Consider the following 22,603-nt stretch of genomic DNA (forward strand, 5'->3'; position numbering starts at 1 on the left):
CTTTTTCCTAAAAAAAGAAAGCACAAGATCGCTTCAAGTATTTTCCTTGAGTTGAGCTGGCTTTCTTCCTGCTATTTATTCTGCTTCGTTTTCTGCTTCTTTTTCTGTTGCTTCTACATTGGTCAAGAACGAACGTCTTTGATTGAAACGATTCATCCCTAATTGGATCAATTCTTCGATCAAATCCCCATAAGGCAAGCCGGTCTTCTCCCATAGCAGTGGGTACATGCTGAATTCAGTGAACCCTGGCATCGTGTTCAGCTCATTTAAAAAGAGCTCATTTTTATTGGTCAAAAAGAAATCACAACGGCTCAATCCGCTGCCGCCTAACATCGTATAGGCTTTTTTCGCAAACTCTTGGGCTTTGGCTTGTGTTTCTTCTGGAATTTGTGCAGGAATCTGCATCTCGATTCGGTTGTCAATGTATTTGGAATTGTAATCATAAAAGGCAACATCTTTTACGATTTCTCCCGGCATTGTGGTCCGAACGTCTTCGTTTCCAAGAACGGCTACTTCGATCTCACGGGCTTCGATTCCTTGTTCAACGATCGCTCGGGTATCGTAGCGATACGCTTCTTGTAGCGCATTTTGCAGTTCTTCTCGGTTCTCGGCTTTCGAGATACCGACACTTGAGCCCATGTTGGCAGGTTTGACAAACATCGGATAAAGCAGACTGCCTTCACATTGATCGAAAATCTTTTTCGGATTTTCTTTCCACGCATTTTTCAAGACTGGTACATAGGGAACTTGTGGAATCCCTGCAGCTTGCAAGATATACTTGGTCATGATTTTGTCCATCCCACAGGCACTAGTCAAGACACCGGCTCCGACATAAGGCATTCCGATGGTTTCTAAAAATCCTTGGATCGTGCCGTCTTCGCCATTTGGTCCGTGAAGTAAAGGAAAGACGATCGCGTCTTCTTCGTAGATTGCCCCAGGTGAAATTTCTTCCCCTTTGGTTTCTTCATTGGTCAATGCCAAAGTATCTGGAGACGTTGGCGCCTCAGTCAATAATGGGCCTTTTAACCAGCGTCCTTCTTTGGTGATCATTACTAATTGAACTTGGTAGTAATTATAATATACAGCATTAACAACTGAAAAAGCGGATAACAGTGATACCTCATGTTCTGCACTGCGTCCCCCGTATAATAAAATGATTTTCAAAAGAATTTCCTCCTGTATTCATTGATTCTACCAAACTAAGTCTTCCACATTTTAGCACAAAATCGACCAACCGGCATTAAATCTTGCAGAAATTTCTTTAAGCTTACACAGTCGTTAGTTGAATGTTTTTCATTTTGTCAGTACTATGAATATATCACGGCACGTTTAAAGAGGTGGGACCTATGACAGAACAAACCGCTCCTTCTAGAAAAGGACGATTAAAACAAATCGTTCAAGTCTTTTTGAAATACAAAGTCGTTCAAAATATCAGCAAACAGCAGCACCCCGAAATGGTGCGTCAAGCGTTTGAAGAATTAGGACCAACATTTATCAAAATCGGGCAGATGCTTTCGGTCCGCAATGATCTATTTTCCAGCACCTTTGTCGATGAATTCAAGCAGCTGCAGGACAATGTCAAAAGTGATCCATTTCCCAAGGTCAAAGCACTGCTGGAAGCAGAACTGCAGCAACCGCTAACGGAAGTTTTTTCCGCTTTTGATGAAATTCCAGTCGCCTCAGCTTCCATCGGACAAGCCCATCGAGCAAACTTGCTCAGCGGCAAAGAAGTGATCGTCAAAGTACAGCATCCAGGGATCATTGCGGCAATTCAAGTGGATCTCGATCTTTTTGAAAAAGCCCTGCCGTTGGTTCGCGCAATTCCAGAAGCCAATGTGGTGGATTTAAAAAGCGTGCTAAGCGAAGTCCGACGATCACTTGCCAATGAAACAAATTTTTTGCAAGAGATGAAAAACGCACAGGAATTCTACCGCAACAATCACCAAGACCCGCAGTTGGCATTGCCAAAAGTTTATCCCGAATGGTGTACCCAAAAAGTATTAGTCATGGATTACATGGCAGGTGAAAGCTTGAATTGCTTACTGACCCGCAAAAATCAAGACATCGTTTATGACAATCAGTCCGTTAAAGCCGTGAAAAAACAAGTGGGGACGCTATTAGTCGAAAACTTTATGAAACAAGTCTTTGAAGATGGCTTCTTTCACGCTGATCCACATCCTGGCAATCTTTTCTTGCATGTCTTCACGGATCAAGCCAACCGCCCACAACCATTTCAGGTCAAGCAGCGCGTCGGTGTCCTCGGCGGGGTCGATTACTCGTTGAAATGGCAAGAAGAAGCTGTCATGCCGCCTTACCAAGTGATTTTCTTGGACTTTGGGATGATGGGTCATTTGGATCAGTCTTTACGCAGCCGTTTAGCCGATGCGTTGATTGCTCTTTATACCCAAGACACCCAAGAAGTCGGCAAAGCCGTCTTGCGGTTGTGCAACAGCAGCGGCAGTTCCTTTGACGAAGTCGCCTTCTACCAAGACCTGCAAAAATTTGTTGAAAACTACTATAATATGCCGCTAAAGGATATCGACTTGCAAAAAGTGATGGCGGAAGTCATCACGATCTGCCATGATAACCAACTGCAGATGCATCGAGACATCACCTTGCTGATCAAGGCTTTTGGTACCTTGGAAGGTGTGATCAAAGCCTTAGACCCCGAATTATCAATGATGGAAGTCACTCAGCCTTTTGCACAAAAATATTTCCTGCAGCAGCTGAGTATTGAAGACGAGGTGAAAAAAAGCGCCTTGGCAACCGCAAAAAGCTTGCGGGCACTTAGCCATCTTCCCGATCGGACCTTGGCTGTCTTAGACACTTTTGCGACTGGTAAACACCGATTGAATCTAGAGATCCGCGAACAAAAACAGCTATTGGACCGCTTTGATCAGATGGTCAATCGACTGGTGATCGGTATTATTCTAGCTGCGGTCATCCTTGGCTCTTCCTTATTGGTGGTCGCCAGCCCGCAACAAGGAGCCTTCGTCCATCAGATGGGGATCTTCGGATATACCTTAGCATTTTTCGCGATCGTGGCTTTAGTCAGCAAATACTTCTATGATCGTTTTCGCAAGAAATAAATAAGCACCTTCAATTCCCGTGGTTCATGCAGAAGCTGGGTCTTGAGGGTGCTTATTTTGCAAGAGTCTGTCGCAATTCGTTTTCAAAGATTCGTTTGAAGGCTTCCCGATCCTCTTTCGTAAAGGGCTTCGGTCCTTTTGTACGCTTGCCTGCTTTACGCATCTGCGCACCTAAGTAGCGTTGTCCAAGTAAAAAATCGATCGTTTCTGGCAAATACTCTGTGCCGTTATGGTGAAAAACCCGCGCTTTTTTCGGCAAGACCAAAGAGGCTAACCCATAATCTTGGGTAACGAGAAAATCACCCGGCTCTATTTCCTTCACGATTTCATAATCCGCACGATCCGAGCCTTTGTCGACATAGACAAAGTGAACATGGGCAGGATAATCTTTGGTCGTGTAATGATCGACACTGGTGACGATCACCACCGGCAGCTGATATTGCTGAGCCAGCTCAATCACTTCGTTTTTCACTGGCGATCCATCGCCGTCAATAAAAAGTCGCATCTCCACACTCCCCTCACAAGTTTCTTCGTTTACAATTACTTCTATTGTAAGAGGAGCAAGGCGAAGATGCAAGCAGACTTTACAGCCGTTTCCTTGAGGATGTATTTAAAGCCTCAGGAAGAGCAACTGCCTACGCCCTAATAACTAGCAGCTACCCTAAGCAAAGCTTATCCTTCAACTTTAGAAAAGGCTCGCTCTTTTAGCTCATAAACGACATCGCAAGCCTTGGCTACTTCTTGTTCATGGGTCACTAAGATAATACATTTTTTTTGCTCATGAGCAATTTCTTGAAATAGTCTGACGATCTCTTTGGACGTCGTTTCATCCAAGTTTCCAGTCGGTTCATCGGCTACGATCAGCTCATGCTCACAGCACAATGCGCGAACGATCGCCACCCGCTGCTGCTGCCCACCCGATAATTGGGTCACTTTTTTCAGTGCCAGCTCTTCCGTGATGCCAACTTTGGCTAAGTTTGCTAAAGCGTAGGCCTTTTTATCGGCTTGCTGCGACTTCGCGATCGCCATCGCTGTCACCACATTGTCCAATGCCGACAGATAAGGCAATAGATTATAGGCTTGGAACACGATGGACACATCTTTGCGGCGGTACTCCCGCAGCCCGATTTTTGCTAACGTTTCTTCGTTGTAGAAAATCTTTCCTTCTTTCGGGGTATCTAGGCCTGTGATCAGCGACAGGAAGGTCGTTTTCCCCGATCCGCTGGAACCTAAGATCGCATACATCTTGCCAGGCTCGAAGGTCAAGTCAACGCCACGAAACAGGGCTTCTGCTTCGCTTTGATACCAATAGCCTAATTGTTCTGTTCGTAATGTCATGTCGTTCCTCCTAAGAAACCAAGATTTTTTTCGGGTTCAGCCGCAAAATGCCCGCCGACGAGAGTAAGATCGAGCCAAAGCTGATCCCTAGACCGAGTAATGCCAATAGACCAATTTGTTGAGGGGAAACGGTAATTTCTAAGGACTCCACTTCTGCTGATTGGGTGAAGGATGGGAAAGAACCGCCACGGTTGCCGCCCATTTGCGGCATCTCTCCGCCTCCAGGTCCAGCGTTTTCAGCGGCTGCCTGATCCGTCGTCGTTTCGGTTTGCTGTGCCAATAATTGCTCTCCGACGGCATTACCGACTAGATTACCGCTAGCGGCCGCGATCCCTAAAGCAAATACCATGCAGACAAAAATCTCTGTGAAAAACTGTAGGATCACTTTGGCTCGTGACTCGCCTAAAGAGAGCAATACGCCAATCTCATAGCGACGTTCCCGAATCGACATCATCACGATCAACGTCAAAATAATGATACCGGCAGCAGCAACTAACACAATAATATTTTTGGCAAAGCTCGCGACATTATTCAACGGTGTCAACATCGATTGATACATCTGATCATTGGTTTGGATGCTATAGGTTTCTGTATCGATCAATCCTTCTGCTTCTTCCACGAATGCCGTCATTTCAGACGGATCACTCAAGGTATAGGTTGCTGAATCAATGGTATCCTCATTGCCGCTCAACGTATTGGCAAGAGTATAAGAGGCAATGATCGTGTTGGCCGGGTTGAGAAAGTTAAACATTTGGCTCATGCTGTTGCCAACTTCACTCGTTTCATAGATTCCTTTGACCGTCACTTCTACTTCATTGTCCTCTGCATCAGTGATTGAAAACGTATCTCCGACCGCTAAATCATTCGCTTCAGCTAGTGAGGATTCAATCAAGACTTGGTTTGTGCCTTCGTCCTCAGAAGTAATCCCTTCTCCATCCGTGATAGTCGCTGTTCCTTCCGAAAAAGTCGTATACGCCGCACTGGTTGATACACCAGTGATTTGGAAATCGCCTGTACTCATACTCCCACCAGGCATACCTCCTGGCATACCGCCCATTTGCCCCGACTCGCTACTATCGGTTGCTTCTGACTCTGTCGAGGAGTCACTGCTAGAGATCGGTTCGATCCCGCTGACGGCATCAGCCGAGGTACTGACTTCAAAACTATATGAAGCAACCCCGTCTAAATCAGCGATTGCTTGGGCATCTGTAATCGCTACGGGTGTCGATTGAAAACTCCCTGGATCTGGACGTGTGCTCTGGTCATCGCTGTCAGATGAAGAACTTCTTTGCTGAAAAGCCTGCTCACGGTTGGCTTGCAACGTCACGGTTGCGCCGACACTTTTCTGAGCATTTTCAGTCGCTACTAGCGCTGCACTGCGAATCGTCAAACCCGCCAATACAAAAATCAAGATTGCAGAAAATACGGCAATCAGCAGCAGACTCCGGCCTTTTTTCGCCCATAAACTTTGGAGCCCTCGTTTCAAAAAATTCATCTTTGTTCCTCCTGAATGGCAAATTATTGTATTTCGACTATAAGAACCTTAGCTTAAATTGAACTTAAATCTTCCCCAGATTTTTCAAAACGTTGGAACAGACCGCAGCTGTCTTCTGCGATCTGCACGTTTTATTGATGACCCCCAGGGAATGATCGATGTCCCTTCAACTAACGGCCAAAGCCACCGCCCATTTGATTGGTTGTCGCTGTCGCTCCTGATTGGGTCAAGTTGGCGATCGTTTCCGTGACGGGCAACGTTCCTAATTCCGTCCCATCACTAAGGGTCCCACCAGCATAATAACCAGAAACAGCTTGCACATCATTCGTTCCCCCACTGACCAATGTATAGCTGCTATCCGTCAAATCTGGGCTAGAAAGAACCACATGTTGGTAGCTTTTACTTGGTGCATAGGACAAGATCGTCTGTCCTTGACTATCCTTTAAGGTCACAAGGGTCTCTGCTGCTTGGGTTTGATCGAAACTGATCCCGATCGACTGTTGACTTCCCCCACTGACATTCATGGCCATATCGGTCGTACCAGCAGCTAACAAGACACCGCCAGTGATTTCAAACGTCCCGTTATAATCCAAAGCGCCATTGCCACCGGTCGTTGGACCATTTACGATGACGACCCCATCACTCATAGTGACATTGCCGTTACTGTCCAGGCCATCCCCTTCGGCATCGACCACCAACGTCCCACCAGTGATTGTGATTTGTTTGCTGTCATCTGCGGTATCGCCACCGCCAGGACCGCCACCAAAGCTGTCTTGCCCAAATTGGCCAGTGGTTTCCTCTGTATCACTGCCGCCACCGGCATTGATCCCGTCATCGCTAGCCACGACATGTGTCGTACCACCAGCAATCGTGATCACACTTGCTTCTAGTCCTTCATAGGATTCTTCGATAGCAATCGTCCCATCGGAGATCGTCAATTCATTGTCCGCATGTATGCCGTCGTCACCACTGTTGGCAGTGATCGTACCGCCTGTGATGTTGATGGTATCGTTGGCATGCAGGCTATCATCTGCACTATCGATCGCAAAGGTACCGCTGCTGATGGTCATCACACCGCCAGCTTTCAATCCTTTGTAGCTTTCATCCGTCACTAGCGACTGACTTTGTGCCCCGTCAGCCGTTTTGATCGTGAGATCGGCTGATTGGATGCTTAAATTTGTTTCTGCTTGGATGCCATCACGCCCACTTTGGATCGTAAAGGTACCGCCATCGATCGCAACGTAGCCTTTTTCCGCATCTTCCGAATTATTCGCTTGGATGCCATCTCCTTCAGTGGTGTTCAGTGTGTAGTTCCCTGCCAAGATCGACACGGAATCTTTTCCTTTGATGGCATTGTTTTTCGCTGTGATCTCAATCGTGCCACCAGCTAAAACCAAATCATCTTTGCTGCGCAGCCCGTTGCTGTAATTTCCTGTGATCACCAACGTTCCATCACCGTTGATGGACAAATCTTCTTTACTATAAAAAGCGGCATCTGGTTCCGTCTCACCTTCCGCCAAGGTGTAGCTGCTGCCATCTATCAGAGTATTTGTCGTATCACTGGCTAAGGTCGTGATGACTTTTTCTGCTTGTTCGATGACGACTGCCGCCCCGTCTTCATTGGTGATCGTGACACCCGCAAAGATCAGATGGACTTTTTCTTCTTTATTGACGTTGACAACCAGTTGACCATTACTTAAGGAACCGCTGACGACATAGGTACCAGCTTGCGTGATCGTCACCGTTTGGTCTTCCACTGCAACGCCATCAACAGCCGTCGTATCGCCGTCATTCAATTCAAGTTGCGTGGCGGTCGCCTCATCGTAGGAGGCATCCACGTCTTCTTCTTCGTAACTGCCATAATAGTCCGTAGCATCATCAAGAGTCGTTGCAACGTTGGTCACTGCGGCAGAACCTGAAACAGCCGCTGCAGAACTGGAGCTGCTGCTCGTGCTACTACTATCGGTTTGCCCACAAGCGCCTAGGAGCAGCGATGAGAGTAAGAGCGGATAAATGAGTTTTTTCATAAGAGGTTCCTCCTTCTACAGCTCATCGCGGTTAGCGGTGAGCTTGCCTAAAACAACGGGTAAATTGCCATTACGAACCCGAACTTCATCAATGATTTGTTTTTCTTGCGCTTGGTCTTTTAACAGCAACTGATAACGCAACTCATATAAGCTCCCCATCGTGGTCGTTCGAACCGATGTCAGTTTGGCAGAATGCGTATATTTTTCAAAGAGATCATCGAATAGTTGCGGATAATCCAAATCTTCTGGAATCGTGACTTTCAGTTCTCGTTCACTCGTGGCTTGTCGATCGCCAAAGGGCACCGTGTATAAAAGGGTCAAGAAAAGCGCCACGATGATGGAAAAAATCACGACATAGCCGACATAGCCCATCCCAGTTGCCAGACCGATCCCCATCGACCAAAAGACACTGGTGATCTCTCTAGACCCTCCTGGAACCGAGCGGAAACGAATCAAACTGAAGGCGCCTAAGATCGCCACACCTGTGCCAAGATTGCCGTTGACTAGCATGATCACGGATTGAACGAGGATCGGTAAAACAGCCAAGGTAATGACGAAGTTTTTTGTGTAGACATTGCGGATCATATGGATCGCAGCTACCAATATTCCTAAAAGCAATGAGGCGGCGATACAGATCAATAAGCTGCTCCATTCAAGGGTGCTCGTATCGCCAGAAAATAGACTAGATAACATGTAACCATTCCTCCTTCTTGAACAAATGCCGTTGATAGGTTTGGGCATATTTCGAAAAGCTACCTTTGCGCACGCTGTATTTGTTCAACAGCTCCACAAACCATAACGGATAAGCGCCGAGGGCTTTCACTTCCATCAACACTCCAACTTCCGGTGCGACTAGCGCACCGTCACTGCCAGAACCTAACATGAGATCATAGGTGCGAAAGCGAATGTTTTGGTCGAATGTCACACGAAATTCACTATCATCATCAATAAACAGCGACAAGCGATCATAGGCAATCAACACTTTCGGCAGCAAGTCTGGGTTTTGCTTAAATAGCCAGTGGATCTCTGCAGCGATTTGCGGTGCTTCTGCCATTGACGGCAAGACCCCTGTTTGCAACCAGCGACAATAGTCAGCATAGGGCAGCGGGACTCGGCGTTTGTAGACCACGCCATTGACTTTCTTTTTGATCTCTAAAAAAATCAACTGCTGCTCTGTCGGTATGCCATAGCTGCGGACCCGAAATTTTTCTTTGTATTTCGGTTTGTCCATCGAATGACGAATAAAGCGGTAATCGTGGGTATCGTAATACAAGGACATAATCGTGTGCTGCCCATATTCATCGATCGCCATTCTTTGCTGCAGCTCAGCAAGAAATGCAGGAAATTGTTCCTTGGCTATTAAATATTTTGTCTCTTTTCTTTGAAAGACTTTTTTCAATTTCATAAAAATGCTCCTCCCTTGAAATCCATGCACTGAATTTACGGCAGCTATCTTAAATGCAGCTTAAGGCAAAACAGTTTTTTTAAGCATTTTTTATGCTATTCGTGCTATTCTTATCCTTAAAGAGGTGGGAACATGATTAAACTATTAGTGATCGAAGATGACAAAACATTATCTGATAATATGAAAGAAATCGTCAGCGAGATCGGTGACGTCACACAAGCCTATGATGGCAGTGAAGGCTTATACGAGGCAGAAACGGGGATCTATGATTTGATTATTCTCGACTTGATGATGCCAGAGATGAACGGTTATGAGGTGCTTTCTGCCCTAAGAAAAAAAGGACTCCAAACACCCGTCCTGATTTTAACAGCCAAAGACGGCTTAGAAGACAAAGTGACCGGTTTTCAAAAAGGGGCAGATGATTATTTGACCAAGCCTTTTTATCGGGAAGAATTATTGATGCGGATCAAAGCGTTGCTAAAACGCTCCTTAGGTTTGTTCAATGAAAATACCCTGGAATATAACGGATTGCTGTGCAACCTTGGCACCAATGAGGTCAGTTACCAAGGGCAGCTTTTGCCGATCCAAGGGAAAGAATTTGAGCTGCTGCTGTATTTTCTACAAAATAGAAACATTATTTTGACCAAGGAACAGATTTTTGATCGCATCTGGGGATTTGATTCAGAAACGACCTTGACTGTCGTCGAAGTCTATATGAGCAATCTGCGGAAACACTTGCGCCAGACAGGGATCGACAAAGAGATCCGTACGTTGCGAAATGTCGGCTATATTATGCAAGGAGCCTAGTCTATGAATAAAGAACGCTCTAAGAGACAACGGCTGCACTCCTTTCTCCTAAATGTCAGTGCCTTTGCGTTGGTTTTCTTACTTTTAGGAACCATCGTCCTCCAATTGTTCAACCAATCGGCTTATCGGCAAACCGACATTTCTTTGGAACAAGCAGTCAAAGATACCCGCTTGATCCAAGCAGAGATCAGCGCTTCGCAATCCAATCTAGAGGTATTGCCACCAGATAGTGCCATGCCAAAGATCCCTGGGACCAATCGCTTCAATACCCAGTTGATTCTCTGGTCTGAAGACGGTGAGATATTAAACAAGCAGACCTTGGGCGGCCGCTTTTCACAACTTGCAAGTTTATCTTTAGATACAAGCCACTTAGACAGTATCACATCTTTTTCAGTGGTGGATCAGTCCTTGTCAGAGGAAGAAGAGACCCTTTTGTTTCGTTCGATCACCACCAAAGCACCAACAAATGATGCTGGTGTCGGCTATATCCAAGTCTTGGCGAACACTAACCAAATCAAAAATGCGATGAACAATTTCCAAACGATTTTGATTTTATCGATGATCTTTTTCTGGATTCTTTCGATCGGGATCAGCTATTTGCTTTCCAGCTTGAACATGCGCCCCATTTTAGCCTCCTGGAAAAAACAGCAGGAATTTGTCGAAAATGCATCCCATGAGCTGCGCACACCATTGACGATCATTCAAAACAGTCTGGAACGCCTGTTTACCAAGCCCAATCATACGATCATTGAAGAATCTGAAAGCATCGCGCAAGCGTTAGCGGAAACTCGGCGGCTGACTGGATTAACGGCGGATTTGCTGACGATCGCCCGCAGTGATTCCAATCAATTGCTTTTGACAAAAGAAACCATCGAGCTAGCTCCTTTTATCGATGACTTAGTCAAACCTTTCAAAGAAATTGCCGAATTGGATCAAAAACACTTTGTTGTCGAAAACTTTGCCAAAACGACCGCTTGCTTTGACCAAAAGAAAATCCATCAAGTCCTCGTGATCCTCCTAGATAATGCCTTAAAATATACCAGCAGTGGTGATAAAATCACCCTCTTATCGGAGATTTCTAACAAGCAATGGCTGATCGAGGTCAAAAACACAGGACCAGCCATTTCCGATGAAGAAAAAGCCCGTATCTTTGACCGCTTCTACCGCGAGGATCGTTCCCGCTCCAAAGAGACCGGCGGCTATGGTTTAGGCTTAGCGATCGCCAAGCAAATCGTTGAAGAGCATAAGGGACAAATCCAGGTCAAAGATTTGCAGCCACGAGGGGTTATTTTTCAGATTCGTTTACCTAAAGAAGGATAAAGGAGAAAAACAAATGCAGGTCATCACCCTTAAAGAACACCCTGACTACTTAGCAGAAGCCATTCGTTACTTCCAAAAACAGTGGGCTGGTCCCGACTCCCTCATGGTTTATGAGGATAGCCTGACCCATAGTTTTTCAGCAAATCCTTTGCCGCAATGGCTGCTGCTGGTCAACGAAGAAATCGCAGCAGACGGACGTTATCAAATCATCGGCTGCGGTGGCTTGATCCCCAACGACTTCATCAGTCGGATGGATTTGACCCCTTGGCTTTGCGCCTTGTATGTGGACCCTTTGTGGCGTGGCCAAGGCGGTGCCCGCCTTTTGATCGAAACAGCCAAGCAACGTGTTGCTGGAGCTGGTTTTGATTCTCTGTATCTATGTACGGATCTTTCTACTTTTTATGAGAAATTTGCTTTTGAACCGATCGGAACAGGCTACCATCCTTGGGGAGAGTCTTCCACCATCTATCGCTGTTCTCTCACCTAAATGAACAAAAAAAAAGCTGTGAACAAAAATGTTCACAGCTTTCTTCACTCACAGTACTATTGCTAGTAGAATACCCTATCTCCACAAAAGGAATATTCCGACACCCTACAAATCCGGTAGGTTGCTTACGCGGTGTGCCTCTGCTATCAATCTGGTCAGCTAATGCTAGACCTTCTCGACTCGTCGCATGAGGATTACTTTACCATAAATTTAGTCGGAATACTACTGTTTTTTATAAAATTAAAACTGCTGATAAGCATTTCTCAAGAAAGAGTGCCTATCAGCAGTTTTTCATGAATCAATTGTTACTTTTCAAATAGAAACATTCCAATTGATGGATAAAAAAACTTAGGATAAGAAGGTCGCTACTTTGGTCGTAATCAAATCGATGGCTACGTGGTTTTCGCCGCCTTCTGGTACGATGACATCGGCATACCGTTTGGTCGGTTCGATGAATTGATGATACATCGGTTTTACCACCGTCAAGTATTGTTCGATCACAGAATCCAATGTCCGGCCACGTTCTTCCATGTCACGTTTGATTCGGCGAATGATTCGAATATCATCGTCTGTATCAACATAAAGTTTAATATCCATTAAATTACGCAATCGCTCATCTTCTAGAATCAAGATCCCTTCCAAGATAATGACTTCTTTGGGTTCTTGAATGATCGTTGCTTCGCTGCGGGTATGCGCAACATAATCATAGACGGGTTTTTCGATCGTTTGATATGCAAGCAGCTGTTGCAAGTGATCGATCAACAAATCAGTATCAAATGCAAAAGGATGGTCATAGTTGGTGTTCAACCGTTCTTCAAAGCTCAGATCACTTTGGTCTTTATAGTAGGAATCTTGTTCAAGCATCATAATAGAATGGTTGGGGAAATGATTAAAGATCGCCCGACTCACGCTTGTTTTTCCACTACCTGATCCACCTGTCACACCAATAATAATGGGCTTGCCATTCGTCATTCAATTAACCTCTTTCATCTTAAAAAATTCACACTGGTTCTATTATAGCGAAAATTCGGCAAATTACTACTGTTTCTGTAGAATCAGTGCTGCAATAAAGGAAGTAATTGCTGCAAACGTTCGATCTCATAAGTAGGCTGAATCTCACCACTGTTTTTTTTCTTTGGATTGAACCAAATCGTATCGATCCCTGCCAGTTGTCCGCCTAAGATATCTGAAGTCAGTGAATCGCCAATGATGACTGTTTCTTGTTTTTTAACGTTTGGTATGCGAGCAAACACATAGTCAAAATATTCTTTCATTGGTTTTTGATACCCTGTATCTTCTGAAACAAAAATATCACGGAAATACGGCTTTAATTTGGCATCTTCCAAGCGGCGATATTGGGTTTCAGAAACCCCGTTCGTCACCACGTATAGGTCAAAATGCTGCGCCAACTCCGCTAAGATCTCATCACTGTTGTCTAACAGTTTATGTCCTTCATTTAGAAATTCCCGATAGGCCAATTCAACTGCTGGACTATCGACCTGAATGCCTTGCGTTTCAAAAAACAAACCGAAACGCTCATTGATGACTTGGTCTCTCGTGATTTTCCCTTGCTCAAACTGCTGCCACAAATCATGATTGATCGTTTGATAGCTTTGTTTGCGCTCTGGGTTCATTTCCAAGCCATGAGCTTCAAATAGTGCTTTTAAGGCTTGATCTTCGGTATCTTGAAAATCGAGGATCGTGTCATCGACATCAAATAATAATGTTTTATACTTCATTTTCTCCCTCTTTCTCAGCGGAAATGCGCCGCCAGTCCTTTTAATTCTTCTTGCGTCAGCGAGCGATAACTCCCCACTGCTAAATCATCTGGTAGAACCAGCGAACCCATCGCTGTTCGTTTCAGCTGAATGACTTTTTTCCCTCGGGCTAAAAACATCTTTTTCACTTGATGGAACTTGCCTTCAGCAATTTCTAACGAAACAAAGGAACGAGCCGCTCGGGCATCGATGATCGTTAGGGCAGCTGGTTTGCAAGTGACACCACCATGAAAGGTGATCCCTGTGGCAAATGCCGCCACATCTTCAGGAGTCACCAAGTCATTGACCACCACTTCATATCGCTTGGTCACCTTTTTCGTGGGATGCAGCAAGTCATAGCCTAACTGACCATTCGTCGTAACTAATACCAACCCTTCCGTGTCCCGATCCAATCGACCGACGGCATAAAGATCTGGGTGCTGGTCCCTTGGTGCAATCAAATCGATCACTGTCTGGTGCTGTTGATCAACATTCGCTGTAACAACACCATTGGGCTTGTTGACGATATAATAGCGTTCCTGCGTCTCCAACTGACGACCCGCAACGATGATTTGATGGATGGCGCTATCGACATTGCGCTCAGGTCGCCCTTCAATCCTTTGGTCCACGAGGACTTTTCCTTGCTGAAACAACCGTTTCATCTCTTTACGAGAAGTATTCAATTGTTGCTCGATCACTTTATCTAAACGCATAAATTTTTCTCCATAGTGGCTATTATAGCTCAGGATCTAGCGAAAGGAAACTGCCAGGATTTCAAATGATTTGACTTTCTTTGTCTTTTTGCGTAAGGTTAAAGAGTAAAGTAAATATAGTTTCTCATACACAGCGTTATGACCTGGTGGAGAAAAGTTGAACCAAAACTTTCTGGGGCAGTTGTGTACACAACTGCCCTTTTGCGTGTTTTCACTCACGTACCACTTAATGTGCAGAGTTAACAAAATTTGCTTAAAAAATCTCGTTATTAACGAGAAAATTTTAGGAGGAATTGAGTTATGTCAGTATCATTAGAAGTTACGAAAAGAGAAGTTCGCCCACGTTCTTTACGGAACAAGTTGCGCCACGAAGGAAAAGTACCTGCAATTGTCAATGGGTACAAAGTAGAAAGCACACCGATTGCTGTCAATGCAGCAGAATTAGAAAAAATCTTGCGTGAAAATGGATTGAATACCGTAATCACGATCAGTTTAGAAGGCAAAAAAGTCAATACACTGATCAAAGAGTATCAATCAGATACCTTCACACGCAATTTAACCCACGTTGAATTCCTATCTGTCGATATGAATGAAGAAACAGAAGTAGAAGCAGAAGTAACCTTAATTGGCGAATCTGCTGGTGTCAAAGCTGGTGGTGTTCTAGCACAAAACTTGTATACAGTCGTTGTATCAGCAACACCAGACAAATTGCCTGAACGTGTTGAGATCGATGTAACGTCATTAGAGATCGGCGATTCATTAACAGTGGCTGATCTGCCTAAGAACGACGAGTACACGATCGTGACCGATCCAGAAGAACAAATCGTTGCGGTTACTGAACCACAAGAAATCACTGAAGATGAAGAAGCTGGCGAAGCTGCTGAACCAGCAGTTATCGGTGAAGACGAAGAATAATCATAGAACATCGTTCTTAAGATCGCGTCTTCAATCAACAGACACTTCTAAGAAATGCAAGACTCTTGAAGGGCTTTTCCTTTAAGAGTCTTTTTCATTCTTACGAAGAGCTGGTGAGCTGCAACTGACTATTTTCCACTGAAAGACGCCATGGGAAAGCTTGGTCCAGCCAGCCCAACAAATTTTTAAGAAAATAGTTAAAATGCGTCGCTGACCAAAAAGAAAAGCAGAAGTAGTTGCATTTTTGACGGTTCTTCATTATGATAAATAGACAAATTTGATGTTATTGGCAAGCCTACTTGAAGGAGGGGTTTTTATGTTTGAAACATTTGATGATCACCGCAGCCGCTACGCTTCTGGCGGGATTGTTCAAACACTGCCTGGCGAACTGATCGATAGTATTTGGTTAATCATCGATCTCGATTTAAAAGGGTTTATTCCGTTGACAAATCTGCTCACCTTTGAAGTCCAAAACAATCACGGTCGTGTCACACTGCTTTTTTCTCAAGCACAAAGTCAAATCGAACTCGGCGTTGATCTGCCTTACCGTTATTCCGACCTCTATCCCCAAAAAGTCTATGTGTATGACGATGGGCAGCGGCAAACGATTTTATTGCCTAGCGAGACTCGTTAACAGCGCTTCGTGTTTCTCTTTTTATAACGTTACTTACATAAAAAACCACCCTTTTTATTTTAAAAGGTGGTTTTTTTTGATTCCTTCCTCTCATTTAATTCTATATTATACAGGGTTCGAGGAAGCAACCAATGAATCCCCCGTTTTTTATTACGTTTTATTGACTATTTTTTGTGTGTTAAAATAACGTGTGAAGTTCCCTTATAATAAGGACAGTTGCAAAATTCAGCTGAAAGAGGTGCCTGGTTTTGAAAAATATCCTTGAAAAAGATATTATGCAAATGCTGCGTCTGTCCACGATGCTCTTGAGCGAAAATCCCCTTCCTTTGAATAAAGCTGCTGCCGACCAAAATCTTTCCGTCAAAACGATCCGTCGGCTACTGTCCAGTTGTTTAAACGAGGACCCTTCCTTCCATTATGATGTGCAGCAAGGACACATTCGTGCCTTTCATGATTTGCAGCAGCCCCTAGCCAGCAAAAACTTCCCCCATACAGAAATGCTTGCTGCATTGTTTAATAAAAGTACAAACTATCAGTTGCTCTTGTTACTGTTAAAAATGCCGACCATTTCCTTTGCAGACCTCCACAAGCGGTATTACCTGAGCCCCTCCAGTTTGCATCGGCGCTTTTTGTCCTTTTCCTTTTTTTTGGCACCTTATCATCTAAGGATCGACCGTCGCAGTTTTCCTTTGATTACTGGCAATGAACGGCAACTGCGCTATGTGATTTTTCGACTCACCCTCTTAGCAAGCCCGACGCTTTCTTCTAATCAAGCGTTTCAAGAACTGAAGCAGATTCATCAGTTGCGGGCAAACGCTTTTTATCCCAACACCCCCGCCACGTTTACTCAGCAAGTTTATCCAACATGTTTTGTGCCGCGTTTTTATTTAGTTGGTGAACGCAGCTATTTATTTTTGTGGCAACAGCTGCTAACACTGGAACCTTTTTATGTGCCAACAGAAGAAGCCTTCCTTTTGCGACGAATCATCACGCCGATTTTGTCGGAGCATCCGCTCCAGCAGCCATTAGAAGTGCTTTTGTCGAAAATTTTCCAAGCCCATCTTTTGGGCGCCTTACTGGAAGGCAATTTATTTGTCTATCCGCCACTAAATCCTTGCCTATCTGAACGTTCCCAACGCTTGGTCCAGGCTTTTTTGACTCAGCTTCCCCATTACGAAAAACTCTTAAAAAAGCATCCCGAGTTACCCTTACTCTATGAATGCATTTGGCAAGAGCTCTCTTTTTTCCAACCGATCATTGCCTTTCCGAAAAAAAAAGAGCGTCCGCTTCAGTAGCGACACGCTCTTTTGAGGTTCATTTAGTTGGCAGTGAATTATTTAGCGTCAGCATCAACGATTTTCACTGAACCTTGCCATTGTTCTTCCACAAAGTCTTTGATTTCGTCTGAATGCAGCACTTCGATCAATTTCTTGATTTTGTCGCTATCTTCGTCACCACTGCGGACAGCGATCACGTTGACATAAGGCGAATTATCCGCTTCTAATAAAACAGAATCATCCGCTGGGTTCAAATCGATCCCGAATGCGAAGTTCGCATTGATGGCGATTAGGTCTGCTTCGTCGTTTTGATAAGCAGTCGCCAAAAGAGATGGATCGACGTCATGTTTAAATTCTAAGTTTTTCGGATTTTCAGCAATATCATCAAAGGTTGCCGTTTCTGTATCAACGCCGTCTTTTAAAGTGATCAAGTCAGCATCTTGTAAAATCGTTAGGATACGACCCCAGTCAGATTCAGAAGTGGAAGTAAGAACCGTTGCACCATCTTCTAATTCTGAAATATCAGAGATTCGTTTTGAGTAAAGCCCCATTGGCTCGATATGGATCGCACCAGCATTGACAAAATCATAGCCATTGTCTGCGATTTGTTTGTTCAAGTAAGGAATGTGTTGGAAGTAATTGGCATCGATATCGCCATTTTCCAATGCTTTGTTTGGCAACACATAATCATCGAAGGTTTTGATTTCAAGATCAATGCCTTCTTCTGCTAGTAAAGGTTTGGCTTGTTCTAAAATTTCCGCATGAGGCGTAACTGATGCACCGATCACTAATTTTGTTGATTCTCCCTCAGCCGCAGATGAGTCAGAGCTTCCTGAATTTGAGCCTGTGCCACAAGCAGCTAAAGCGGCAGTTAACAATAAGGTTGTTGCAATACCAAAAATCTTTTTCATATCCATTTCCTCCCATATTTTCCACTTTTTGTTCTTCGTTTCATTTACCGTTTATCGGTGGCTTTCGCAAGGAAATCGCCGATTCCTTGGATAATGAAAACGATAATTAAAATAATCACTGTTGCAACAAGCGTAACAGTGTAATTTCCACGTTGAAATCCTTCTTGCCAAGCCAAAGCGCCTAGCCCGCCGGCACCGATCGCGCCTGCCATGGCAGTATAACCAATCATTGAGATCGTTGTGACCGTCAGTCCTGAAATCAATGCTGGAACACTTTCGGGAATCACGATCTTGTAGATGATCTCCCAGTAACTAGCACCCATCGCTTCCGCTGCTTCAATCACACCAGGATTGACTTCACGAAAAGCAATTTCCACCATCCGAGCATAAAACGGTGCCGCCGATAAAACTAATGCTGGGATCGCTGCTTTTGCCCCTAGGAATGAACCGACTAATAATGTTGTAAACGGAATGATCAAGACCATCAAAATCATGAATGGCGTTGAACGAAAGGCGTTACTGATGATGGAAACCACGTTATAGAAAATGTTGGCTCCCGCTGTTTGTTTACGCCCTAGTGAATAAAGCGCCAATCCTAGAAGTAAACCGATCACAACCACTAAAACCATGGAGAAGAAAGTCATAAACAAGGTGTCTAGGGTTGCTTGCTGCATATTGGCCCAGTCGACCTTTTCAAAATTAAAATAGGTTTCTACAAATGACTTATCCACGTTCAATCACCTCCACGCCTACTTGCTGCTCTTTGAAAAAGGCGATCGCTTTTTCGATCTCACTTGCTTCACCTGTCAATAAAACCGTCAAGCCGCCAAAGGATCCCTCATTGGTTTGTTGGATCTTTCCGTAAACGACATTGACATCGATCTGGAAGCGACGGATTGCTTGTGAAATCACTGGTTCATTGGCGTTGTCTTGTGTAAAAGTCAAGGTCACTAAATGCCCTTGCGGATTTTCTCGTAGGAAGGCTTGCCGTAATTCTTCAGCATCTTCTTCTGGCTCCAAATCTTGCTGAACAAAACGTTTGGTCACTTCCTGCTGTGGGTTACGGAAAACCGATTGTACTGACCCTTCTTCCACGATCTGCCCATGCTCCATCACCGCGACCTTATTACAGATTTTGCGAATGACGTTCATTTCATGGGTAATCAGGACGATTGTCAAATGCAATTTTTTATTGATGGAAAGCAAGAGATCCAACACTTCTTCTGTTGTTTGTGGATCTAACGCACTCGTTGCTTCATCACACAGCAAAATTTCTGGTTCATTCGCTAATGCACGAGCAATCCCGACTCTTTGCTTTTGTCCGCCAGACAATTGTGCCGGATAGGCATTCTCCCGTCCTTCCAACCCAACTAATTTAATCAGCTCTTGCGCTCGTTGACGGCGTTTTGCTTTTTCAACGCCAGCCAACTCCAATGGCAATTCAATGTTTTCCGCCACCGTTCGAGACCATAAGAGATTAAAGTGCTGAAAAATCATGCCGATTTTTTTGCGGAAGTTTCTCAATTCTTTGTTTTTCAATGCCAAAATGTTTTGACCGTTAATGACTACATCTCCTGCTGTCGGCAATTCTAAGCCGTTCAACAAACGTACTAATGTACTTTTCCCAGCACCAGAGTAACCGACGATTCCGTAGATATCGCCTTTTTCCACTTGCAGTGAAACATCATTGACGGCGTGGACAGCCGTTTGCTTTTTGCCGAATGACTTTTTTACATGCGACAATTCGATTAATGCCATGTTATTCCCATCTTTCCTCTTTGGTTGGTTAAACACAAAAAAAGCTTTCATCCTCTGTACATTATACTGTTACAAAGGACGAAAGCACAACTTCCGCGTTACCACCTTGATTTACTGTCAATTCGCATCAACAGCCTCGCTCAGTACTTGAATTGCTTCGCATACTGCTGCACTGTAACGGGTGCCTCCCGTGATAGGCTTGTTTCCACTCACCTATCATGCTCAAAGACCATCTTCCATCCTCTCTCCGTTGCCCATTTGCACCAAACAGGGCTCTCTGTGTACGTTAAGAACATGTACTCTTCTTTTCAAAGCATTCATTTATTGAGCAAATTATAGCAACGTCTTATCCGACTGTCAATTCTTTTTGAAAAAATAGTCGTTTTTACAGCTTTGACTTACAAGGCTTCAAATTGACTTGGGTCAACCTCTTTGAAGCTGACCAGCCAAGCGTTCATTTCGTCTTCATCATTTAAGGTATCAATCGATTGATCAATTTTTTCATTTACGGAAGAAATCACGCCCGTCAATGGACTTGGAAATTCACTGACTGCTTTTTCCGCTTCTAGCTCAACAAGGGTCTCTCCTTGTTTTAAAGCAGTTCCTGCTTTTTGAATCGAAGCAAACGTGACCGCACCAAGTTCTTCTTGCGCTTCTTTTGTTAAACCGACACAATATTCTTTCCCGTTAAACAAAACCCACAAATTATCTTTTTTTCTTAAGCATTTCTTTTCCATGATTCTAGTAAGACTCCTTCATATTCATTTTCTTTAAATCCATTAATCAAAAAGCGGTCGCCGCTAACCAGCAGTGGGCGCTTGATCAACATACCATCGGTTGCCAGCACATCGGCTGCGTCTTGGGCAGTCATGGTCGGCACTTTTTCTTTTAATTGCAATTCACGGTATTTCATGCCGCTTGTGTTAAAGAAACGGGTTAACGGTGCTTCGCTTGATTGGATCCAAGCCAGCAATTGTTCCGGTTGAGGCGGTGTAGCTACCATATCGATCGCTTCAAAGGGAATCTCGTGCTCTTCTAACCAACGCTTCGCATTTCGGCATGTACTGCATTTTGGGTACCAATAAAATGTAATCATGTGAACTCCTTAAAGTGTTTTTGGTGCGGTCTCAGCTTGATAGCGCATCGATAAAATCAAACCGATCCCAATCATATTGCTTAATAGGGCAGATCCTCCTTGGCTGATAAACGGCAGTGGAATCCCCGTCAACGGTAAGAGACCGATGTTTGCGCCAATGTTTTCAAACACATGGAAGAGAATCATCATAATGATCCCAGTTGCCAAGTAGGCATAAAATTCATTGTTGGTATCGAAACATACGCGGATCATTCGGTAAATCAAAATAAAATACAATAAAATGACAAACGCGCTGCCAATAAACCCAAAATTCTCACCGATCACCGAAAAAATCATATCGGATTCTCGGACTGGTACATACACATCGCTGACATTAAATCCTTTCCCGAACATCCCACCAGAGGCGATCGCCATCAGAGCATACGCCAATTGGAAGGATTGCCCTTGGGTATCATGAAAAGGATCTAGCCACGAATCGATACGGGCGAATTGGTATTCTTTAAAGATTCCTGTATTGTACAGAAACTCGCGACCAACATCGGTAGTCACTAAGAAAATCGTTCCACCGCCGAGAATCACAAATGCCGCAATCACTGGCACGATGATTCGCCATGAGATTCCTGACATCAAGAAGACCCCACCGAAAATCGCTAGAAAGACCAACATCGTACCAAAGTCATTTTGTAAGGTGATCAGGATCAGGACTGGGATCGTGACGGCTAACATTTTTGCAATCAGTAACCCATCTGTTTTCAGATCCCGTTCCCGATGCTTGACATTGTGCTGCGTGACGACTAACGCCAACATCATGATATAGGCGATCTTCATCAATTCTGAAGGTTGCAAGGTAAAGGGACCAAAACTAAACCAGTTTTTCGACCCTGTCGAGGCAGCCATCGTCCGGTTGTAAAATTTCAGCAGCGCCAACATAACGGCTAGCCCAGCCCCATAAATATAGGGCGTCAATTTCCAGAGCCATTTTGATTTGATCTGCATGATAATGATCACGGCAACAACGCCTAACACATACCATAAAGCTTGAAACCCTAACATTCGCAGCATATTCGGATTATTCGGATCGTGTGTCAGCGCCACATACAGGGACGCCAAACCAATCAGACATAATAAAAATACGGGTAGAATCACACCGTAGTCAATTCGATTATCGTTCGTTTTTATTCGTGAATTTTCCATGTCCACACTCTCTTCTGTAGAATCTTTATCCATTATAGTGATAATTGAGGAGAAAAGAAAGGATTGTCCATGAGCATTCACAAAAAATTTAGAAACTTTAATGATTTTCGGGAAAAGAGGGTTAAAAACAATCCAAAATTGTTTAGAATTACAACGAAATAATCGCTGAATTCGTCCATTCTTCTTATTAATCAAATACCTTATTCTATGTATTCTTCTTTATTTTTGATAAATCTTTGCTCTATGTAACAGAATAGAGCAACTTTAACTCCATGATAGATCCCCGCCTAGTTTCCGTTTCAAATAAATAGCAACAAATGACTACTTTTTACAAAATATAAATTGATATACGACAATCGTATTTACCACATTAATGTGGT

The 22,603-nt window shown here is 44.1% G+C and carries 23 protein-coding genes and 1 other annotated feature; of the genes, 7 read left to right on the plus strand and 16 right to left on the minus strand.

The window, feature by feature from the left end:
- Positions 1–75 precede the first annotated feature (75 nt).
- The gene (locus tag IGJ44_RS14760) at positions 76–1,164 is read right to left on the minus strand and encodes a D-alanine--D-alanine ligase (RefSeq protein ID WP_015510426.1); all 1,089 of its coding nucleotides are present in this window, start codon (positions 1,162–1,164) and stop codon (positions 76–78) included.
- 182 nt (positions 1,165–1,346) lie between these two features.
- Between IGJ44_RS14760 and IGJ44_RS14765 the strand changes: the two genes are divergently transcribed.
- Positions 1,347–3,089: an ABC1 kinase family protein gene (locus IGJ44_RS14765; protein ID WP_430605899.1), complete on the plus strand. Its 1,743-nt coding sequence runs from the start codon at positions 1,347–1,349 to the stop codon at positions 3,087–3,089.
- A 52-nt stretch (positions 3,090–3,141) separates the two neighbouring features.
- Here the strand turns inward: IGJ44_RS14765 and IGJ44_RS14770 are convergent, their stop codons facing one another.
- The 6 genes from IGJ44_RS14770 to IGJ44_RS14795 all read right to left on the minus strand — a co-directional run bounded on the left by IGJ44_RS14770 (position 3,142) and on the right by IGJ44_RS14795 (position 9,354).
- Positions 3,142–3,594, minus strand: coding sequence for a YaiI/YqxD family protein (locus IGJ44_RS14770; RefSeq protein WP_015510428.1), 453 nt, complete (start codon positions 3,592–3,594; stop codon positions 3,142–3,144).
- A gap of 167 nt (positions 3,595–3,761) precedes the next feature.
- Positions 3,762–4,427: an ABC transporter ATP-binding protein gene (locus tag IGJ44_RS14775; RefSeq protein ID WP_074536122.1), complete on the minus strand. Its 666-nt coding sequence runs from the start codon at positions 4,425–4,427 to the stop codon at positions 3,762–3,764.
- A 10-nt stretch (positions 4,428–4,437) separates the two neighbouring features.
- Entirely contained in the window at positions 4,438–5,922 is a 1,485-nt protein-coding gene (locus tag IGJ44_RS14780; protein WP_005231794.1) for an ABC transporter permease, read from the minus strand.
- 170 nt (positions 5,923–6,092) lie between these two features.
- Positions 6,093–7,949 carry a carbohydrate-binding domain-containing protein gene (locus tag IGJ44_RS14785; RefSeq protein ID WP_074536124.1) on the minus strand — a complete coding sequence of 619 codons (1,857 nt, stop codon included), beginning with the start codon at positions 7,947–7,949 and terminating at the stop codon, positions 6,093–6,095.
- A 15-nt stretch (positions 7,950–7,964) separates the two neighbouring features.
- Positions 7,965–8,642 carry a DUF4956 domain-containing protein gene (locus IGJ44_RS14790; protein ID WP_074536126.1) on the minus strand — a complete coding sequence of 226 codons (678 nt, stop codon included), beginning with the start codon at positions 8,640–8,642 and terminating at the stop codon, positions 7,965–7,967.
- Positions 8,632–9,354 carry a polyphosphate polymerase domain-containing protein gene (locus tag IGJ44_RS14795; protein WP_074536127.1) on the minus strand — a complete coding sequence of 241 codons (723 nt, stop codon included), beginning with the start codon at positions 9,352–9,354 and terminating at the stop codon, positions 8,632–8,634. The genes IGJ44_RS14790 and IGJ44_RS14795 overlap by 11 nt, the downstream gene beginning before the upstream one ends.
- A gap of 132 nt (positions 9,355–9,486) precedes the next feature.
- Between IGJ44_RS14795 and IGJ44_RS14800 the strand changes: the two genes are divergently transcribed.
- Genes IGJ44_RS14800 through IGJ44_RS14810 form a run of 3 tightly spaced genes read left to right on the plus strand, consistent with a single transcriptional unit; the run spans position 9,487 to position 11,968 of the window.
- Complete coding sequence (locus tag IGJ44_RS14800; protein ID WP_005227933.1) at positions 9,487–10,161, plus strand: response regulator transcription factor; 675 nt, start codon at positions 9,487–9,489, stop codon at positions 10,159–10,161.
- A gap of 3 nt (positions 10,162–10,164) precedes the next feature.
- Positions 10,165–11,481: a sensor histidine kinase gene (locus tag IGJ44_RS14805; protein ID WP_005227932.1), complete on the plus strand. Its 1,317-nt coding sequence runs from the start codon at positions 10,165–10,167 to the stop codon at positions 11,479–11,481.
- Positions 11,482–11,494: 13 nt separating this feature from the next.
- A complete protein-coding gene (locus IGJ44_RS14810; protein WP_074536129.1) occupies positions 11,495–11,968 on the plus strand; it encodes a GNAT family N-acetyltransferase in 474 nt (157 codons plus the stop codon).
- A gap of 348 nt (positions 11,969–12,316) precedes the next feature.
- Here IGJ44_RS14810 and udk read toward each other — a convergent pair whose 3' ends face one another.
- The 3 genes from udk to IGJ44_RS14825 form a co-directional block, all read right to left on the minus strand.
- Positions 12,317–12,940, minus strand: a complete 624-nt coding sequence (gene udk, locus IGJ44_RS14815; RefSeq protein WP_005227927.1) for a uridine kinase — start codon at positions 12,938–12,940, stop codon at positions 12,317–12,319.
- Between the two features lie 83 nt (positions 12,941–13,023).
- A complete protein-coding gene (locus tag IGJ44_RS14820; RefSeq protein ID WP_074536131.1) occupies positions 13,024–13,707 on the minus strand; it encodes a YjjG family noncanonical pyrimidine nucleotidase in 684 nt (227 codons plus the stop codon).
- Between the two features lie 14 nt (positions 13,708–13,721).
- Entirely contained in the window at positions 13,722–14,438 is a 717-nt protein-coding gene (locus IGJ44_RS14825) for a 16S rRNA pseudouridine(516) synthase (RefSeq protein ID WP_074536133.1), read from the minus strand.
- Between the two features lie 300 nt (positions 14,439–14,738).
- On the opposite strand from IGJ44_RS14825, the gene IGJ44_RS14830 reads away from it, so the two are divergent.
- From IGJ44_RS14830 to IGJ44_RS14840, 3 genes are all read left to right on the plus strand, one after another.
- The gene (locus IGJ44_RS14830; RefSeq protein WP_015510436.1) at positions 14,739–15,353 is read left to right on the plus strand and encodes a 50S ribosomal protein L25/general stress protein Ctc; all 615 of its coding nucleotides are present in this window, start codon (positions 14,739–14,741) and stop codon (positions 15,351–15,353) included.
- Positions 15,354–15,669: 316 nt separating this feature from the next.
- Positions 15,670–15,987: a DUF960 domain-containing protein gene (locus IGJ44_RS14835; RefSeq protein ID WP_005227922.1), complete on the plus strand. Its 318-nt coding sequence runs from the start codon at positions 15,670–15,672 to the stop codon at positions 15,985–15,987.
- Between the two features lie 248 nt (positions 15,988–16,235).
- On the plus strand, positions 16,236–17,282 hold the full coding sequence (locus IGJ44_RS14840; protein WP_074536135.1) for a helix-turn-helix domain-containing protein: 1,047 nt from the start codon (positions 16,236–16,238) through the stop codon (positions 17,280–17,282).
- Positions 17,283–17,320: 38 nt separating this feature from the next.
- Here the strand turns inward: IGJ44_RS14840 and IGJ44_RS14845 are convergent, their stop codons facing one another.
- The 6 genes from IGJ44_RS14845 to IGJ44_RS14870 all read right to left on the minus strand — a co-directional run bounded on the left by IGJ44_RS14845 (position 17,321) and on the right by IGJ44_RS14870 (position 22,223).
- The gene (locus IGJ44_RS14845; protein WP_010749087.1) at positions 17,321–18,175 is read right to left on the minus strand and encodes a MetQ/NlpA family ABC transporter substrate-binding protein; all 855 of its coding nucleotides are present in this window, start codon (positions 18,173–18,175) and stop codon (positions 17,321–17,323) included.
- Between the two features lie 44 nt (positions 18,176–18,219).
- Complete coding sequence (locus tag IGJ44_RS14850) at positions 18,220–18,906, minus strand: methionine ABC transporter permease (protein WP_005227919.1); 687 nt, start codon at positions 18,904–18,906, stop codon at positions 18,220–18,222.
- Positions 18,899–19,933 carry a methionine ABC transporter ATP-binding protein gene (locus tag IGJ44_RS14855; protein WP_005227918.1) on the minus strand — a complete coding sequence of 345 codons (1,035 nt, stop codon included), beginning with the start codon at positions 19,931–19,933 and terminating at the stop codon, positions 18,899–18,901. The genes IGJ44_RS14850 and IGJ44_RS14855 overlap by 8 nt, the downstream gene beginning before the upstream one ends.
- Positions 19,934–20,004: 71 nt before the next feature.
- Positions 20,005–20,254 (minus strand) — a binding site (T-box leader).
- Positions 20,255–20,331: 77 nt separating this feature from the next.
- Positions 20,332–20,670: a glycine cleavage system protein H gene (locus IGJ44_RS14860; RefSeq protein ID WP_010749086.1), complete on the minus strand. Its 339-nt coding sequence runs from the start codon at positions 20,668–20,670 to the stop codon at positions 20,332–20,334.
- On the minus strand, positions 20,652–21,029 hold the full coding sequence (locus IGJ44_RS14865) for an arsenate reductase family protein (RefSeq protein WP_010749085.1): 378 nt from the start codon (positions 21,027–21,029) through the stop codon (positions 20,652–20,654). The genes IGJ44_RS14860 and IGJ44_RS14865 overlap by 19 nt, the downstream gene beginning before the upstream one ends.
- 9 nt (positions 21,030–21,038) lie before the next feature.
- Positions 21,039–22,223: an FtsW/RodA/SpoVE family cell cycle protein gene (locus IGJ44_RS14870; protein WP_010749084.1), complete on the minus strand. Its 1,185-nt coding sequence runs from the start codon at positions 22,221–22,223 to the stop codon at positions 21,039–21,041.
- Between the last annotated feature and the right edge of the window lie 380 nt (positions 22,224–22,603).

It is taken from the genome of Enterococcus sp. DIV1368d (genome assembly GCF_050542975.1).
GTDB classification, from domain to species: domain Bacteria; phylum Bacillota; class Bacilli; order Lactobacillales; family Enterococcaceae; genus Enterococcus_D; species Enterococcus_D casseliflavus.

Excerpts from the sequence above, each read along its gene's own strand:
- IGJ44_RS14810 (WP_074536129.1), top strand. The coding sequence starts at position 11,495 with ATGCAGGTCATCACCCTTAAAGAACACCCTGACTACTTAGCAGAAGCC.
- IGJ44_RS14865 (WP_010749085.1), bottom strand. The coding sequence starts at position 21,029 with ATGATTACATTTTATTGGTACCCAAAATGCAGTACATGCCGAAATGCG.
- IGJ44_RS14830 (WP_015510436.1), top strand. The coding sequence starts at position 14,739 with ATGTCAGTATCATTAGAAGTTACGAAAAGAGAAGTTCGCCCACGTTCT.
- IGJ44_RS14775 (WP_074536122.1), bottom strand. The coding sequence starts at position 4,427 with ATGACATTACGAACAGAACAATTAGGCTATTGGTATCAAAGCGAAGCA.
- IGJ44_RS14795 (WP_074536127.1), bottom strand. The coding sequence starts at position 9,354 with ATGAAATTGAAAAAAGTCTTTCAAAGAAAAGAGACAAAATATTTAATA.
- IGJ44_RS14785 (WP_074536124.1), bottom strand. The coding sequence starts at position 7,949 with ATGAAAAAACTCATTTATCCGCTCTTACTCTCATCGCTGCTCCTAGGC.
- IGJ44_RS14800 (WP_005227933.1), top strand. The coding sequence starts at position 9,487 with ATGATTAAACTATTAGTGATCGAAGATGACAAAACATTATCTGATAAT.
- IGJ44_RS14845 (WP_010749087.1), bottom strand. The coding sequence starts at position 18,175 with ATGAAAAAGATTTTTGGTATTGCAACAACCTTATTGTTAACTGCCGCT.
- IGJ44_RS14855 (WP_005227918.1), bottom strand. The coding sequence starts at position 19,933 with ATGGCATTAATCGAATTGTCGCATGTAAAAAAGTCATTCGGCAAAAAG.
- IGJ44_RS14825 (WP_074536133.1), bottom strand. The coding sequence starts at position 14,438 with ATGCGTTTAGATAAAGTGATCGAGCAACAATTGAATACTTCTCGTAAA.
- IGJ44_RS14765 (WP_430605899.1), top strand. The coding sequence starts at position 1,347 with ATGACAGAACAAACCGCTCCTTCTAGAAAAGGACGATTAAAACAAATC.
- IGJ44_RS14870 (WP_010749084.1), bottom strand. The coding sequence starts at position 22,223 with ATGGAAAATTCACGAATAAAAACGAACGATAATCGAATTGACTACGGT.
- udk (WP_005227927.1), bottom strand. The coding sequence starts at position 12,940 with ATGACGAATGGCAAGCCCATTATTATTGGTGTGACAGGTGGATCAGGT.
- IGJ44_RS14820 (WP_074536131.1), bottom strand. The coding sequence starts at position 13,707 with ATGAAGTATAAAACATTATTATTTGATGTCGATGACACGATCCTCGAT.
- IGJ44_RS14805 (WP_005227932.1), top strand. The coding sequence starts at position 10,165 with ATGAATAAAGAACGCTCTAAGAGACAACGGCTGCACTCCTTTCTCCTA.
- IGJ44_RS14780 (WP_005231794.1), bottom strand. The coding sequence starts at position 5,922 with ATGAATTTTTTGAAACGAGGGCTCCAAAGTTTATGGGCGAAAAAAGGC.
- IGJ44_RS14770 (WP_015510428.1), bottom strand. The coding sequence starts at position 3,594 with ATGCGACTTTTTATTGACGGCGATGGATCGCCAGTGAAAAACGAAGTG.
- IGJ44_RS14835 (WP_005227922.1), top strand. The coding sequence starts at position 15,670 with ATGTTTGAAACATTTGATGATCACCGCAGCCGCTACGCTTCTGGCGGG.
- IGJ44_RS14860 (WP_010749086.1), bottom strand. The coding sequence starts at position 20,670 with ATGGAAAAGAAATGCTTAAGAAAAAAAGATAATTTGTGGGTTTTGTTT.
- IGJ44_RS14790 (WP_074536126.1), bottom strand. The coding sequence starts at position 8,642 with ATGTTATCTAGTCTATTTTCTGGCGATACGAGCACCCTTGAATGGAGC.